Genomic DNA, 14,177 nt, shown 5'->3' on the forward strand with positions numbered 1-14,177 from the left:
TAGATCTCATGACCGTTCGCGTCGGATACTTCCCACACAACAATTCGCTGTTCGTACTGCGCCACACCGGAATCCTCGAACGCCGTCTCCCCGATGTCGAGTGGGTGGACCTGCGTGAGCTTCCCGCCAAGCCTGCAGTGAACCCGGAAAACGCCTTGCCGACCCTGCACTCGGACTGGCTGTTCGAGGAGGGCGGATACGACGTGATCGGAACCGGATTCACGCCGCCCGTCACCGGATTGGCCCAGGGCCGCGATCTCGTCTACATCGGAATCTCCGGCCCCCGCGTGGAGAACGGGCGCCTGGTAGTCAAGGCAGAGTCCGAGATCAACACGGTTGAGGACCTGCGTGGCAAGCGCGTCGGCATCGCGCACGGATCGTGGCAGACCACACTTCTGTTGTTCGCCTTGGATCAGGCGGAGCTGACCTGGTCCGACATCGTCCCCGTCGACACCGACGTACGCGGTGGTGGAGCGGACCTCGTCGACGGCACCATCGATGCCTGGGTTGGCGCGTACCCGGGGCTGACGGACATCGAAGCGAACCACGAACTGCGCACGCTGATCGCCACCGACGGACTCTTCAGCCACCCCTCACTGTGGTTCACCCGGCGCGATTTCGCGGATACCAACCCGGAGGCCCTCCAGGCGATCATCGAGGCCCTGCAGGAATCCGACGCCTGGATCGAAGCCAACCCCCGCGAAGCCGCCCAGGTCTTCGTCGACGACGTCGAGAAGCGTGGCGGGGCCGCGAGCCTCGCTGCCTGGGACGTCCTTTCGGTGTCAACCCTGTCACCGACGAGTTCCTGGACGAGCAGCAGCGCGCGGCCGATCTCCTGCTGAGCAACGGACTACTGCCGAAAGCGGTCACCGTCCGCGAAGCAGTCGTGCCGTGGATCAGCGAGTTCGTCGGTTCGGATCGTTCGTCGATCTGAGGACCCACTCCTGACAGATCCGCTTCACACGTGACAGATACCGAACGGTCTGCCATTGTGAAGGAATGCGGCGGCGCGTGGGTGAGAGTTGGTCCACGCGACCAGTCTCAGGGGTAACCCCTGGGTCGGCCAGAAGAATTGGATACTGCGTCCACCGGCGTTCGGCACGCTCCGCGTGCTTGCCGCCGCACCGGACAAAGGATTTGGTCACCCCGCCCCGTCGCATCCCGGAGTCGAATCATGCGTGACTTCGAGCTCGATCCCGAGTTGGCGCGTCGTCTGGCCGTTGCGGCCGCTGACGCTCCGTGGACCCTCAGCGGCCTCGAGGAGGCATTCGGAACCGTCTTCGGCGTTTCCCCGACGCTCCTGGCAGTGCGCGTTCTCGACCTCATGCCCGCTCCACCGTTCGAACCGCAGACTCTGTATCGATTGCTTCGCGAACTACCTCGCCTGCGGCCTGTTCCTCTCTCACTGGACACCAATGAAACCTCGGTGTGGCGGTTCGACGTTCCCCGCTACAACACCAGTGTGGACCTGGCTCGTTCACTGGATCTGACGATCTCCGAACTCGAGTGGTTCGCCGACCGAGGGGAATGGCTCCGCACGAAACCCCGACCGCTACGCCACTACCGGCCGATGCAGATCAGCAAGAAGGCCGGCGCTCGCCTCCTCGAGGTACCGAAACCCCGATTGCGCGAAATTCAGCGGAAGATCCTGCGCCGCATCCTAGACCTGGTGCCCCCGCACGACGCGGCACACGGATTTGTCCGTGGTCGAAGCCCTCTGACTTTTGCAGCGCCGCACGCACAGTCGGAAATCGTGATCGGCGCGGACCTCGCGCAGTTCTTCCCTTCGATCAGCGGCAGCCGCGTTCATGCCGTCTTCGCCGCCCTCGGCTATCCACCCGCAGTGGCAGGCGTTCTCACCGGATTGTGCACTGTTGCAACACCTGCCGATACCCTGCGCGGCCTACCGTATGCACAGGCATCACAGCTACGCACCGCGCATCTTCCGCAAGGCGCACCCACTTCTCCTGCACTGGCGAATCTCGTCGCACGCAAACTCGACATCCGCTTGAGTGGACTCGCACAAGCGAACTGGCTCACCTACACCCGATACGCCGACGACCTCGCGTTCTCCGGAATCGAAGTAGCCGACGTCGGCACCCTCCTCTGGACGGTCGAGCAGATCGCCAGAGACGAAGGGTTTGCCATCCATCCACGAAAGACCAAGGTGATGCGCCCTCATCGACGCCAACACCTCACCGGGCTGGTGATCAACGACCAACCCTCGTATCCGCGCGACGACTACGATCGCTTGCGCGCCCTGCTGCACAATGCCGCCAATACTTCGGCGCAGGAACAGAATCGGGACGGTATCGAGAACTTCCGCGCCCACATCTACGGCCGGATCGCGCACATCGGCGAAACCAGCACGACACGCCGACGCACATTGCTGCGCCTGGCTGAACGTGTGGATTGGGACGGTTAGTGCCCGCGAGCAGTCAGACCCGCGGGGTGTAGGCCATGCATTCGACCTCCATGTGCGCACCCAGTGCCAGTCCGTCTGTTCCGAACGCACTGCGGGCCGGCAGTCTCGACGCCGGGAAGTACTCGAGGTAGACCTTGTTGAACTCCTGCCAACGAGACATGTCGTCAAGCATGACAGTACATTTGAAGATTGCTTCGACGCCGGAACCGTAAGCGATCAACGAAGCCACGATGTTCTCCATGGTCTGACGAGCCTGCGCTTCGAAGCCGTCGGCCAAAGTCCCGTCCGGGAGCATGCCGATCTGACCCGACAGATACAGAACGTCTCCGACGCGCACTCCGGTGGAGAACGGCGTATCGAAAGCGGGTGGGATGAACTCGACGGTCTGAGATGAATCCATTAGATCTCCTCGGAGTTAGAATATGCGTGACGAGTTGGCGTTTCAGCGCACTGGGCGCGCACGAACATCGGCCAGGAAGTGCGCCACCAACTCGTTCCACGCGTGTGGGTCCTCGAAATAGGGGGAGTGGCCGCGGTCGGCAAGTTCGACCACTTCGGCGTGGGGCAGGAACTCGGCGGCGCTGCGAATCCGCTCGGGTGTCATCAAATCGTCCAGCTCGCCCGCGATCAGCAGAACCGGCGCCGTCACCGCGGCAAGATCGCTCGGCGAGTAGTTGTGGGCCTTGAGAATTCGGAAGAACTCGGTGTCAGGTGGGCGATGACCGAAGGTGCCGAGAGCTTGGTACAGGTATGCCCTCGCCATGTCCAAGCTCGGCAACCGTCCGCCCACAGCGGGATGCTCCCCCAGGGGCCGCGCGGTGACGGGTGCTGCGGTGAGGGGAGGTGCGCTGTCCGGACCGAATCCGACGGGAATGCCGCCGGTCGTGCAGGCCAGGACTACCGACTCCACCCGGTCCGGAACAGCGATCGCGGTCCCCAATGCGGCCCAACCGCCCATCGACTGGCCGACCACGTGCGCTCGATCAACCGCCAACAGGTCCATGATTTCGATCAGATCAGAGACTGCCGCTACCGGGCCGTGGTTGCCGTTCTCGTTGGTAGAGCGGCCGAATCCTCGCTGATCCCAGCTGATCACCCGATAGTGCTGAGCGAAGTAGGGCACCTGCTGGTACCAGACGGCCGCATTTCCGCCGAGACCGTGCGTGAGAATCAGATCCGGGCCCTCGCCGGCAGTCTCGTACCAGACCCGTTCGCCGTCTGCGACGGTGATGAAGCCCTCGGTCCGTGAAATCATCCTTATTCTCCTGTGTCGGACGGGCGCTTGCCCGAAGTGTGGTCAGTGAGGAGTTGCTGCACTTCATCGGTGGCCCGCAGCAGGTGTTCTTCGACCATTCGCGTCGTTTTCGCATCGAAGTCGGTATCGAAACCGATCACCGTCAACGCACAGAGCGGAGACCCCTTGCGGGAAGACACTGCACGCGAGACCGAACCGATGATGTCCTGAGATCGTTTGTGGACAACGGCGAATCCGGTTTTCTGCGTCTCGGCGATGTCGGCGAGAAAGCCGGTGGGTCCTTCCAGTGGATAGCCACTCTTCTCCACCATCGCCAGGTAGGGCGCCCGGGTGTTGTCCTCGAGTGCCGCCACCAACGCGAGCGGACCCGCGAACCGGTGCGGCGGAAGCAGATCCCCGAGCATACGAGTGATCATCTTGAGTCGCTCGGGACGCAGCGCCGCGATGATCCGCGTCCCGCCGCTCTCGAGAACCTGCAGATTCACCATCATGTCCGTGCTCTCGGACAGCACCCGCATGGTCGGATCGCACAAGGCCGCCAACGAATGCGCTGCCGCTTCGTGGGAAACCTGCAGTGCAGCCGGGCCGGGGAGATAGCGACCGTCGTAGCGGAAGACCCAACCACGGTTCGCGAGTTCTCCGAGCACTCGGTGCGCAGTCGGGCGGAGCATCCCGACTTCTTCTGCCAGTTCGCTGAGCTTCATCGGCGTGGTCGAGCGCGCGATGGCCTCGAGTAGATCCAACGCTTTGTCGACGGCGGACGCAGAACCCTTCGTCATCCGATCCCCTCCCGGTGCCGTGGATGTACCCGGCGATCCGAAATCTCGTGTTCTTGGAAAACCCTTGGCATTCGCCTAGGAAATTACTATAGTCACAACAATCGTTCCGGCGTACGGAATTCTTTGAGCGTCTTCACCTTCCCACCGGATTACCGGCAAGGAAGTCATATCTTTCCCAGCGAGAGGTTTTCGGACATGACGGTTGGACTTACCCTTCGGTCGACACCACGGTTCAGAGTTGTTGCCCTGGCCGCAGTCGCGACCGCGGCATTGGCACTGACAGGCTGTTCGAGCGACGCCACGGCCTCCGACGACGGGGGCACCCAGACCACCACGATTCGAATCGCACCTCAGCCGATCGCGGACTTCGCACCGATTTGGCTCGGCATGGAGCAGGGGTACTTCACCGATGAGGGACTCGACATCCAACTCGTGGAGGGCGGCGCTAGTTCCTCGGCTCAAATTCCGTTGTTGCTCAGCGGAAATGCAGATATGGCAGCCACGACTGCCGCTGCCGCAATTCAGGCACGGAGCCAGAACATGCCCGTCACCATTGTCGGCGGGCTCACGAATTTTGCCGCAAATGACAGCGTCGACCAGTCCGGTCTCGTGGTCGCCAAGGACAGTTCCATCAGCGGCTTCCGTGACCTCGAAGGCAAGACCGTCGCGATCAGCGGTTTGAAGTCCGTCAGCGAAGCAGTCATCTCTGCCGCGGTGGAGAAATCCGGCGGAGCAGCGAACAAGGTCTCGTTCATTCAGGCGCCCATGCCCAACCTCGGCGACCTGGTTTCCACCGGCGGGGCCGACGCGGCATTCCTCATCGATCCGTTCCTGAGTAAAGCAACCGACTCGGGGCTGAAGATCCTCGGCCACCCCTTCCCCTTGGCCGCACCCGGTGTACCGGGGACCTCGCTGGTCGCTTCGGAATCGTTTGTCAATGCGAACCCTGACTCACTCGCGAAATTCCGTACCGCGCTTGCCAAATCAGTTGACTACGCCAATCAGAATCCGGGCGCGGTCAAGGCTGCACTCTCGACACAAGCCAAGATTCCGCTCGAAATGCTGGCCAACAGCAAGAATCCTCAGTTCGTCGCAGTAGTGGAACCGGGTGCTCTCGGCACGGAGATCGAACTGCTGGTCAAGTACGGGGTACTGACGGATTCGGTCGAGGCCGAATCCCTGCTGACCCCGGCCAACTGAGTTGTCCGCCTTGACAACCCTGCAGACTCGCCGCAGGCAGGTTCTGCTCGGTCGGCTGCTGACGCTCTTCGCGTTGGCAGCCGCCTGGCAGATCTTCGGAATGCTCGGCGACGAGGACGTCAAAGGTATTCCGAAGTTCAGCGACGTGGCAGTGGCCTTTGTGAACGAGCTCGGCACGTCCTCGTTGTGGACATCACTGGGACAAACGGTGACCACCACGGCGATCGGATTGGCGCTGTGCCTGGTGATCGGAATCCCGGCAGGGCTGCTGCTCGCCGCGCACCCGTTCCTGACGGTCTCCTCCCGCTTCGTCATCGACTTCTGCCGAACCGTTCCGCCGCTCGCAATCATTCCGCTCTTTCTGCTGATCATGGGCCCGACGCAACGGATGGCGGTGGCACTGATCGTGGCAGTAAGTGTGTGGCCGATTCTGCTCCAGACGATTCACGGTGTGCGCAACGTCGACCCGGAACTGCTGGCCACCGCACGATCCTTCCGACTTCCACTGTGGCGCAGGCTCGCTCTCGTCGTCGCACCGGCGTCGATGCCCTACATCTTCACCGGGATTCGCATCTCGGCAACACTGAGCTTGCTGCTGACCATCGGTGCAGAATTGATCGCCGGCGTGCCGGGACTCGGTAAGGAGATCCTGCTGAGCCAATCCGTTCCCGATCGAATGTTCGCACTGATCATCGTCGCCGGACTACTCGGAATGCTGCTCGCCTTCGCCGTGATGGCGATCGAGAATCGTTTACTTGCCTGGCATTACATCCCGAGGAGGATGACGACGTGAAGATGATGTCAGGACTTCGACTCCTCGCGTGGGAGTTGTGGCTGCCGATCTTGATCGTCGTCGTATGGTACTTCGGTTCGGAGTCGAGCAAGTCGCCTTACTTCCCGCCGCTGTCACGTATCTGGAAAGCGTTTGTGGACAACTGGTTCGGTCCGGGATTCGCCCACGACGTCGTACCGAGCTTGACCAACCTTGCCTTCGGTCTCGCCGTGGCACTGGCGGTCGGCGTCGGTGCCGGTCTCCTGCTGGCACTGTTCCCGCTGGCTGCCGACATTGCCGATCCGTTTCTCCAGTTCTTCCGCGCTATTCCGGCGCTGGCCGTATTACCCGCACTTTTCATCGTTTTCGGAACCGGTTCGACGGGTAACGTTGCCGCCATCGCCTTCGGCGCGGTCTGGCCGATACTCCTCAACACCCTCGACGGCATTCGCTCCATCGACCCGAGTATCCGATTGGTGGCGCGCAGCTACCGGATCCGTACACCCCTCCTGGTGACGCAGGTACTCCTCCCCGGAGCGATGCCGCAGATAACAGTCGGTATCCGCACCAGTCTCGCGATCGGTGTCGTCATCATGGTCGGAAGCGAAATGTACGTCTCCACTGCAGGAATCGGTCACTTCGTGATCGTCGCGCAACAGACCTCCGCGATCGCCGACATGTGGTCCGGAATTCTCCTGCTGGGAATCATCGGATACGTGCTCAACCTCGGATACGGCGTGATCGAACGATGGTTGCTCAGATGGCAGCCGCGGACCCACGACGCTCTCGCAGTGAAAGGAAACTGATGTCATCCACAGAATCTGCGGCATCGATACCCGCAGTCGAACTGAGCGGCCTCGGGGTGACCTACGGCGGTCCCACCGGCCGCGAAGTGCTCCGCGGCATCGATCTGTCCGTTGCACCCGGAGAAATCGTCTGCATCGTCGGCCATTCCGGCATCGGCAAGAGCACGCTGATTCGTTGCATCGCCGGTCTGCAGAAGCCGACCACTGGTGAGGTCCGCATCGCCGGGATCGCGATCGATGCACCGCCGGCCACGCTGGCTCTCGTGTCACAGGACTACGGACGCACACTGATGCCGTGGCTTCGAGTGGGCGAGAACGTTCGCCTGCCGCTACGGGGCAACGGTCTGGCGCGGAAGGTTCAGAACGAGAGGGTTAGCGATGCACTTGCCGTTGTCGGTCTAGGCGGTGCTGCGCGTTCCTACCCCTGGCAGTTGTCCGGCGGAATGCAGCAGAGAGTGGCGATAGCTCGCGCTCTCGCCTATCGGCCGCAGGTACTCCTCATGGACGAACCCTTCGCGTCGGTCGATGCGCAGACCCGCGCGGAACTCGAAGACCTGCTGCTGACGCTTCAGCGTGATCTTGGCATCACCGTCCTCCTCGTCACCCACGACGTCGACGAATCGGTGTACCTGTCCGATCGAGTGGTCGTACTCGGCGGAACTCCGGCATTGACGCAGGACATCGTCGACGTCCCGTTGACCGGAGCTCGAGATCAACTGACCACCAAGGCAGACCCACTGTTCATCGAGTGCCGTACCAGGGTCCTGTCCGCGATCCAGCAGTCGAAGGTGGTGGCGCCCGTGTCGTAAGCGCCTCGCCTAGGCTGGCTCCGTGATCCTTCTCCTCATCGGCCTCGCGCTGCTCGGATTCTGCGGCTACCGGTTCAGGCAGGATCGACGGAGGCTGAGCAACGGCGTCTACCTACTTCTCGGACTGATCTTCACCGGTCTGTGGATGTTGCAGTCGGGTGCGCCGGGAACCGAGGTCCCGTCGTTCGTCATCGCGACGATCGCTCTGCTCTCGCCGTTGCTGGTGCTCATGCTTGCAGGATTCCTGATCGTCAACGGAGTCACGATGCTGCGGCGCGAGGGATTCAGCGTCGCGAATCTGCTCTCACTCGTCGCCGGACTCGGCCTGCTCGTTCCCTACGTGTTGCTCGCATCAGCGCTGCTGACGCAGAGATATTGGCTCGCAGTCGTTCTCGGATCGTTCAGCCTGGTCGCGTCGTACCTGGGGTTTCTGTTCACGAGCTTTCTGCTCTACTCCTACGTCTACGGACGCCAGAAGTACCAGCCCGGGATGGACGCGATAGTGGTTCACGGCGCCGGGCTTTCGGGCGCCGACGTGACGCCCCTGCTTGCCAGCCGTCTGAACAAGGCGGCCGACGTCTTTCGCGCCGAGGTCCGCGAAGGACGTTCACCACTGTTGGTCGTGAGCGGTGGGAAGGGTTCGGACGAGGTGGTCAGCGAGGCGGAGGCAATGTGCGTCTACCTCGTCGATCACGGGATACCGCGCGAGAGCGTGATTCTCGAGGACCGCTCGACCACCACGCTCGAGAACCTCGAGTACACCAGGGACCTTCTCCGTGCCAACACCACGAAGCCTCGAATGGTGCTGGTCACCAGCAACTTCCACATCCTCCGAACTGCGACGTTTGCCCGAAGCCTCGATCTGGATGCGGAAGTCATCGGTTCCCACACCGCCCGGTACTACCTGCCGAGCGCCATTCTGCGCGAGTTCGCCGCCGTCACGGTGGAGCACAAGTGGCTCAACGGAACGGTCTGCCTGATCCTGGCCGCCCTGCCCCCACTGGTGGTCTGGGCGGCAGGAGGCATTTCGTAGCCGGATTCAGCGAATCAGGCTCTCGACGGCCATCGGTCGGCGACCCAGAAGCAGTTCGACGGCCGCGCTGCCGGCAAGAAAATCGTGGTGGTTGTAGAACTCGAACATCGCCGCCAGACGCGAGCTGGCGTTGACGTCAAGGCTGCTGCCGATCTGTTCGCGCCATTGATCCACGCTGATCTGATCTATCGCGACGGTCCGTGACGTCTGCTTTTCCACCATCTGTGCCACCTCCATGACGCTCAGAGCTTGCGGGCCGCCCACCTCGTACGTCGCTCCGTGATGTTCACCCGAGCCCTCGCTCAGTACGACCGCGGCAACAGCCGCCACGTCCGCCAAACTCACGAACGAGAACTTCGTTTCCGCGCTGTACGGCAGGACGATGGTGTCAGACCGACCAGTGAGTACCGCCTCGAAATTCTGCGCGTACGCACACGGTTGCAGCACAGTCCATTTCAAGGGTGAACGATGCAGCTCGTCCTCACACCTGGCTTTGTCCAGGTGATGCGGCATGGACGGGCTGAACGGCCACGCGACGGAGTGATAGACAAAGTGCTCCACTCCCGCCGATGCCGCTGCCGTCAGCGCATTGCGAAGCAGTGCGGGCTCGTCGGGATGGACGTTCGGGGCAATGAAGTACACGCCTCGGCACCCGGCGAGCGCCTTGCGCAGTCCGCTTCCGGTTTCCAGTTCTACCTCGAAGTCCCCGTCGACACGCGCCTTTCGCACCAGTCGCCGAACTGTCACGCTCGGCGGCAGTGCAGCGACGACTGCCTCACCGGTCTTACCCGCGGCGCCGATCACCGCGATGTCGGCGCCGCGAGCAATTCCGTTCTCCATGAGAGTTTTCCGTCCTAGACGTAGTCGTAGACCGCTGAGGTGGCGCCACCGGAAAGCTGCGCGTAGCCCGGACCCCGATCGAAGAAGGGTTCGTTCTCACCGCGTTCCGAGCGCAACTGATCCCGTAGCTCCGTGGTAGCAGCCTCGTCGACGGTCGGCTCGTCACCCTCGATCACGACGACAACGCCGTAGTCGTCGCGTGCACCCTCTACGGAAACCTTGCGCCACTGAATGTCTCGCAAGACCTCTTCGGTCGGGCGCTCCAGTGGATCTCCCCAACCGCCACCACCGGTGGTGCGAATCCGTACGACCTCGCCGGCCTTGATCGGCTCGGCATCGGTCAGCGCGTCGAACTCACGCTCGTTCGGTCCACCCGGATCCAGGACGACGGAGAACGGCCGACCGGCCTTGCCACCCTTGACTCCCCAGCAGGCGAGAATCGAACGGTCCGCGATGGACATGAAGTGAGCATCCTTGAGCATGCGGATGTGCTTCTCGTATCCCAGACCGCCGCGGTAGCGTCCGGCTCCGCCCGAATCCATGGCCAGACCGAGCTTTTCGACGATGAAGGGGAAACGGCTCTCGGTGAATTCGGTCGGCAGGTTCCGTGAATCGGGAACGACGTGAATCGTGTCCTCGCCGTCGGCGTAGTAGCGTCCGCCGGAACCTCCGCCGAGCACCTCACGCATGAGGTACGAGTGACCCTCGAAGTCCTCACCGTAAACACCGGTGTACCTGATGGTCTCCTGATCGGCGGGCATGTTGCCGTCCACAGCCTTGGCCACGACGCCGGCCAGCACTCCGAGCAGACGGAGGATGACAAACGTGCGAGCGTTGGTGGGAGCGGGGAAGATCGGGGTGATCAGTGTTCCCTTCTCGGGGAACTTCATCTCGATCAGCGGTACGACGCCCTCGTTGACATCCAGTTCGGCCATGCGCTCCGGGGTGTCCGCGAGGTTACGCAGAATCGGGGCCAACCACTTGATGAGGAAGTTTCCGTCCGCGTAGTCACCACAGTGGTTGATCGGGCCCTTTGCCTGCGGTCCGGTTCCGTTGAAGTCCAGGATGAGTCGCTCGCCGCCCTCGTCCTCCGGCCGCGTCTTCGTGAGCGTGATGCGCTGGATGTGGAGCATCGGCTCGTCGACGCCGTCGTGCTCGGCGTAGTCCTCCCACGTGTACTCACCAACTGGGATCTTGCTGAGGATCTCGCGACGGTACGTCTCGGTGGTCGCGTCCATCATCGCGTCGAAGCACGACTCGACGGTGTCGACGCCGTAGCGCTCGAACAATTCGGTGAGTCGACGCGCACCCATCAGGCACGCCGAGCACTCGGCGTCGAGGTCAGCTGCGAGAGCGTCGGGCATGCGGGAGTTACGCGTCATGATGCGCAGCGCCGCCTCGTTGGGAACTCCCTGGTCCCACAGTTTGATCGGCGGAACCATCAGTCCCTCTTCGTACACCGTGGTCGCGCCGGACGGCATGGAGCCGGGGCAGCAACCGCCGATGTCGTCGTGGTGACCGAATGCCTGAACGAACGCAACAACCTTCGGCTCGGCATCGGGAGTGACGCGGGCGAAGACAGGCACCGTGACGCAGAGGTCGGGGAGATGGCCGATGCCACCTTCGGACAGGTAGACGTCGTTGTGGAAGTACACGTCTCCCGGCTTCATCGTCTCGAGTGGGAAGTCCCGGGCGATCGGATGCACCAGCGCGGAATACGAACGGCCCGTGAGCTTGCGGAGGTTCCGGTCGTGAATACCGGCGCGGAAATCGTGAGCGTCACGGATCATCGGTGAGCGCGAGGTGCGCGAAATGGAGGTCTCGACCTCCATTTCCACGCTGGCGAGGTAACCGGCGACGATCTCGACCAAAATCGGATCAGGTGACGCGCCGTCGGTAGCGGTGAGTCGGTACGGCTTGGCCGCGGTGGCAGCAGCAGCATCGAGAATGGCGGTCATCACTTCACTCCGTTCGAGTCGGAAGACTTCGAGATACGAATGTTCCCGAAGGTGTCGATACGTGCCGAGAATCCGGGGTGGATCGGGACAGTCGAGCTGAACTCCTCGATCACGGCCGGTCCTTCGATGACGTCACCCGCACCGAGCAGTGTGCGGTCGTAGGTAGCAGTTTCGACCCAGCTGTCGAAATACGATTGCCGCGAACCGGTTCGGGCGGTGTCGGCGCCGGTGCCGGCGGGGATCTCCTTGAGCGTCGGACGCTTGATCGGGCCGATGCCGCTCACGCGCAGGTTGACCCATTCCACGTGCTGCGACGGGTCTCCCCGGAAGTCGTAGCCGTACAGTTCGCGGTGCGCCTGGTGGAACGCCTCGGCCGCGTCGTCCATGATCTGCGCCGTGACGGTACCTTCCGCCACCGGGACGCGCACCTCGAATGCCTGACCGAGGTAGCGCAGATCCGCAGTACGGGAGTACTTGCGCTGCGTCTCGTCGAAACCCTCTTCGGCAAGCGCGATCTCGGCTTCGCCGGCCAGCGCGTCGAACTGGCTCTGCAGGTCTTCAGCCTTCAACCGGTCGTGACGACTGACATGCGTCTGGACGTAGTCGTTGCGGACATCGACCGTCAGCAGACCGAACGCGGAGACGTTACCCGGATTGAGCGGGACGAGAACGTCTTTCAGACCCAGGATGTCGACGAGACGGCAGGCGAGCAGGGAGCCGGAGCCGCCGAACGTCACGAGGGTGAAGTCGCGAACGTCGAGGCCACGCTTGACGGTGATCTGACGCAGGGCGTTGGCCTGGTTCCACGCCGAGACCTCGAGGACGCCGACCGCGCACTCCTCGAAGCCCAGACTGAGCTGTGTTGCAAGCTCTTCGAGGCCCTTGCGAGCCAATTCCGTGTCGAGAGGAATCTCGCCACCGAGCAGGTGGGGTGGGATGCGACCGAGCAGGACGTGCGCGTCGGTGATGGTCGGTTCGCTGCCGCCCTTGCCGTAGCACAACGGTCCGGGATCGGCGCCGGCCGACTGAGGGCCGACTCGGAGGGTGTGTTCCGGCGTCATCCACGCGATCGACCCACCACCGGCGCCGACGGTCACGACGTCGATCATCGGGATCTTCGACGGGTAGTTGCCCACTCGCCCTTCGGTGGTCAGCGCGGGCTCGCCGCGAACCACGACGGTGACATCCGTCGACGTTCCGCCGCCGTCACAGGTCAACACCTGCTCGACGCCGGCGGCGTCGGCGATCAGCGCAGCACCGAGGGCTCCGGCGGCCGGTCCCGACAGGACTGTCGTAATAGGCTGGTGAACAACCTCTTTGGCCGAGAGGACACCGCCGTTGGACTTCATGACGTAGAACGGGATGTCGCGGGGTTCACCGTCGGTGGTCGAGAACTCACGCAGACGATTCGCGATGTTGTTCACGTAGTTGCGGATGTTCGGCTTGACCGCGGCGTCCACGAGTGTGGTGATGGACCGCTCGTATTCGCGGTACTCACGCAGCACCTGGCTCGAGATGCTCACCGTCGCATCGGGGAAAACTTCGAAGAGGATGTCGCGTACGCGCTCCTCGTGCGTCGGATCGGCGTACGAGTGCATGAGGCAGACGCCGATGGTCCGGATCCCGCGGTCCTTGAAGAACTGCGCTGCGCTGCGAACGCTCTCTTCGTCGAGCGGACGAATCTCGCTGCCGTCGAAGGAAAGGCGTCCACCGACGGTGCGTACACGATCGGCGGGGACGATGCGTTCGGGCTTGACCCAGAAGTACGAGTTGCCGTAACCGTCCGGCACCGACTGACGAGCGATTTCGAGAACGTGCTCGTAGCCCTCAGTGGTGATGAAGCCGAGGTTCTCGACCTTGCCTTCGAGCAGCTTGTTCGTCGCTACGGTCGTACCGTGGCTGACCGCACCGATCGAGTCGCCACTCTCACCGAGCTTGGCGAGTACCTTCTCGATACCGGCGAGAAAGCCCTCGGCGGGGTCCGCCGGGGTGGACGGGGTCTTGGTGGTGACGATGGCGCCGGTTTCGTCGTCCACTGCCACGATGTCGGTGAACGTTCCGCCGGTATCGATACCGACCCGAATCTTCCTGGGTTCCACGCTTCCTCCTGAGATCTTTGGCTCGTCTCGTCTGGTACCGATCGACGGTTGCGGCCTAGCCGGTGAGTGGCTCGTACCTGACGTGTAGAGCTATTCCACAGGTTCGGAAGAGCGGATTCTTTGTCACAATTCGCCGAATCGGGGGACCAAGGTTCGGCGCACGATCACGAGCGGATCTTCGCCGGCGCCTCCATGGGTTAC

The 14,177-nt window shown here is 62.7% G+C and carries 12 protein-coding genes and 1 pseudogene; 7 read left to right on the forward strand and 6 right to left on the reverse strand.

Annotated features, from left to right (window positions below):
- Window positions 1-8 precede the first annotated feature (8 nt).
- Both YH3_RS01060 and YH3_RS01065 read left to right on the forward strand, forming a co-directional pair.
- Window positions 9-934: pseudogene (locus YH3_RS01060) on the forward strand (ABC transporter substrate-binding protein).
- Window positions 935-1,174: 240 nt separating this feature from the next.
- Complete coding sequence (locus YH3_RS01065; RefSeq protein WP_082654901.1) at window positions 1,175-2,425, forward strand: reverse transcriptase family protein; 1,251 nt, start codon at window positions 1,175-1,177, stop codon at window positions 2,423-2,425.
- Between the two features lie 13 nt (window positions 2,426-2,438).
- On the opposite strand, the gene YH3_RS01070 is transcribed toward YH3_RS01065, so the two are convergent.
- From YH3_RS01070 to YH3_RS01080, 3 genes are read right to left on the reverse strand one after another with little or no spacing between them, the layout of a single operon-like run.
- On the reverse strand, window positions 2,439-2,825 hold the full coding sequence (locus YH3_RS01070; protein ID WP_003946047.1) for a RidA family protein: 387 nt from the start codon (window positions 2,823-2,825) through the stop codon (window positions 2,439-2,441).
- 42 nt (window positions 2,826-2,867) lie between these two features.
- Window positions 2,868-3,680 (reverse strand): alpha/beta fold hydrolase, encoded by an 813-nt coding sequence (locus YH3_RS01075; RefSeq protein WP_050656903.1) that lies wholly within the window; start codon window positions 3,678-3,680, stop codon window positions 2,868-2,870.
- 2 nt (window positions 3,681-3,682) lie between these two features.
- Entirely contained in the window at window positions 3,683-4,459 is a 777-nt protein-coding gene (locus YH3_RS01080; RefSeq protein WP_007735498.1) for an IclR family transcriptional regulator, read from the reverse strand.
- Window positions 4,460-4,654: 195 nt separating this feature from the next.
- Here YH3_RS01080 and YH3_RS01085 point away from each other — a divergent pair, with 195 nt between their 5' ends.
- From YH3_RS01085 to YH3_RS01105, 5 genes are read left to right on the forward strand one after another with little or no spacing between them, the layout of a single operon-like run.
- Window positions 4,655-5,659, forward strand: coding sequence for an ABC transporter substrate-binding protein (locus YH3_RS01085; RefSeq protein ID WP_054781165.1), 1,005 nt, complete (start codon window positions 4,655-4,657; stop codon window positions 5,657-5,659).
- Between the two features lie 10 nt (window positions 5,660-5,669).
- Entirely contained in the window at window positions 5,670-6,452 is a 783-nt protein-coding gene (locus YH3_RS01090) for an ABC transporter permease (RefSeq protein ID WP_007735497.1), read from the forward strand.
- A gap of 2 nt (window positions 6,453-6,454) precedes the next feature.
- Complete coding sequence (locus tag YH3_RS01095; protein ID WP_238592578.1) at window positions 6,455-7,237, forward strand: ABC transporter permease; 783 nt, start codon at window positions 6,455-6,457, stop codon at window positions 7,235-7,237.
- A complete protein-coding gene (locus tag YH3_RS01100) occupies window positions 7,237-8,046 on the forward strand; it encodes an ABC transporter ATP-binding protein (RefSeq protein ID WP_054831935.1) in 810 nt (269 codons plus the stop codon). The genes YH3_RS01095 and YH3_RS01100 overlap by 1 nt, the downstream gene beginning before the upstream one ends.
- A gap of 22 nt (window positions 8,047-8,068) precedes the next feature.
- Window positions 8,069-9,079 (forward strand): YdcF family protein, encoded by a 1,011-nt coding sequence (locus YH3_RS01105; protein WP_064442851.1) that lies wholly within the window; start codon window positions 8,069-8,071, stop codon window positions 9,077-9,079.
- A gap of 6 nt (window positions 9,080-9,085) precedes the next feature.
- Here YH3_RS01105 and YH3_RS01110 read toward each other — a convergent pair whose 3' ends face one another.
- The 3 genes from YH3_RS01110 to YH3_RS01120 are packed head-to-tail and all read right to left on the reverse strand — an operon-like array spanning window position 9,086 to window position 13,976.
- A complete protein-coding gene (locus YH3_RS01110) occupies window positions 9,086-9,919 on the reverse strand; it encodes an NmrA family NAD(P)-binding protein (protein ID WP_003945973.1) in 834 nt (277 codons plus the stop codon).
- 14 nt (window positions 9,920-9,933) lie between these two features.
- Entirely contained in the window at window positions 9,934-11,877 is a 1,944-nt protein-coding gene (locus YH3_RS01115) for a hydantoinase B/oxoprolinase family protein (RefSeq protein WP_007735492.1), read from the reverse strand.
- On the reverse strand, window positions 11,877-13,976 hold the full coding sequence (locus YH3_RS01120) for a hydantoinase/oxoprolinase family protein (RefSeq protein WP_003946077.1): 2,100 nt from the start codon (window positions 13,974-13,976) through the stop codon (window positions 11,877-11,879). The genes YH3_RS01115 and YH3_RS01120 overlap by 1 nt, the downstream gene beginning before the upstream one ends.
- Between the last annotated feature and the right edge of the window lie 201 nt (window positions 13,977-14,177).

Source organism: Rhodococcus sp. YH3-3, assembly GCF_001653035.1.
Taxonomy (GTDB): Bacteria; Actinomycetota; Actinomycetes; order Mycobacteriales; family Mycobacteriaceae; genus Rhodococcus_F; species Rhodococcus_F qingshengii.